This window comes from Brevundimonas sp., assembly GCF_036399195.1.
GTDB lineage: Bacteria > Pseudomonadota > Alphaproteobacteria > Caulobacterales > Caulobacteraceae > Brevundimonas.
In genome coordinates this window covers 1-1,783 of sequence record NZ_DASWNO010000111.1, presented here as the reverse complement: position 1 = coordinate 1,783, position 1,783 = coordinate 1, and the positions used below count along the sequence as shown (strand labels likewise).

Below are 1,783 nucleotides of genomic sequence, written 5' to 3'. Positions count from 1 at the left end.
CAGGCGGGCGTTCAGCAGCGGAGCCTCGGTGCGCGGGTTGGCGCCGACGATCAGCACCGCGTCCGCCTGTTCCAGCCCGGCGATGCCCGAGTTGAACAGCCAGCCCTCGCGCGGGCCGTAGCCCAGCGCCGAGCCGTCCTGCCGGCAGTCCGTGTTGGGCGATCCGAGCGCTCGGAACAGGTCCAGCGCCGCCTTCATCGATTCCGCGTCCTGCAGATCGCCGGCGACGACGCCGATGCGATCTGCCGGAGCGGCCTTCAGGCGCTCGGCGACGACCGACAGCGCCTCCTCCCATGAGGCTGCGCGCAGCTTGCCGTTCTCGCGCACCCAGGGCCGATCCAGCCGTTGGCGCTGCAGCCCGTCGACCGCATAGCGGCTGATGTCCGACAGCCACTCCTCGTTCACGCCCTCGTGCACGCGCGGCAGGATCCGCATGATCTCGGAGCCCTTCGATTGGGCCGAGATGTTGGAGCCCAGCGCGTCCATCACGTCGACGATCTCGGTCTTCTTCAACTCCCACGGGCGATAGTGGAACTGCCACGGCCGGTGCGTCAGGGCTCCGACGGGGCACAGGTCGTTGACGTTGCCCGACAGTTCGCTGTCGATGTTCTTTTCCAGATAGGTGGTGATCTCGGCGTCCTCGCCGCGCGAGATCATGCCGATGTCCGGCACGCCGGCCACCTCGGTGATGAAGCGGACGCAACGGGTGCACTGGATGCACCGCGTCATGAACGTCTTCACCGTTGGGCCCATGTTCTTTTCTTCGACCGCGCGCTTGTTCTCGGCGTAGCGCGAGCCGTCGCGGCCATAGCCCATGGCCTGATCCTGCAGGTCGCACTCGCCGCCCTGGTCGCAGATCGGGCAGTCCAGCGGGTGGTTGATGAGCAGGAACTCCATCACCCCTTCGCGGGCCTTCTTCACCATTGGCGTGTCGGTGAAGATCTCCTGTCCCTCGGCGGCCGGCAGGGCGCAGCTGGCCTGCGGCTTCGGCGGCCCGGGCTTCACCTCGACCAGGCACATGCGGCAGTTGCCGGCGATCGACAGCCGCTCGTGATAGCAGAAGCGCGGGATCTCCTCCCCGGCGCGCTCGGCCACCTGAAGCACGGTCATCCCGGGCTCGAACTCTGTCTCTACGCCGTTGACCTTGGCGACGGGCATCAGCGGGCCTCTTGCTCAGCAGCCACGGCGTAGTCTTCCGCAGCAGTCGTCCCATCCGGGAGCGTCGTTGTGATGGTGATCTCGCCGCCATCGACGGCGAAGCGGGTCACGGGGTCGCCGGCCTGGTTCATCCAGCGGTTCTGTTCGGGGTTCGGCGCGTCGACCTGTTTCCAGGTGACCAGATCGCCCTCGACCCGGCACTGGGCCCGGCGGCGGCCGCCGTCGACCGGCGCGCGCCAAGAGGCGTTGACGACCTCGCCTTCCAGCCCGTCGATCTGGATCGCATCCGCGGTCTGGCCGTGGATGGCGGCCAGACCGGCGCGGCACACGCGGCGCAGCTGGTCAGCCGCCAGCACGACCGGCGCCACGGCCACGGCGTCCGACGTCGGCGCTGCGGCGGAGACCTTCTCCGCCGGAGTCGGCTCAGCCTTCTCCGCCGCGGGGCTGCAGGCGGTCAAAGATAGCAGCGCCACCACCCCTACCGCCGTCATCCTCGGGCTCGTCCCGAGGACCCATCTATCACTCGCACGAGCGCCATCCTCCCCTGACGCAGGCGTAGCGGCGCCATGGGTCCTCGGGACGAGCCCGAGGATGACGGAAAAGGGGGAGTGGCGGCGCATCCCTA

At 68.8% G+C, this 1,783-nt stretch carries 2 protein-coding genes; both read right to left on the bottom strand.

Annotated elements, in window-relative coordinates:
- Positions 1 to 1,158: NADH-quinone oxidoreductase subunit NuoG (nuoG, locus tag VGB60_RS05355; RefSeq protein WP_331037232.1), on the bottom strand; the 1,158-nt coding region annotated here is incomplete at its 3' end.
- A complete protein-coding gene (locus tag VGB60_RS05350; protein WP_331037231.1) occupies positions 1,158 to 1,649 on the bottom strand; it encodes a hypothetical protein in 492 nt (163 codons plus the stop codon). The genes VGB60_RS05350 and nuoG, both read right to left, overlap by 1 nt.
- Between the last annotated feature and the right edge of the window lie 134 nt (positions 1,650 to 1,783).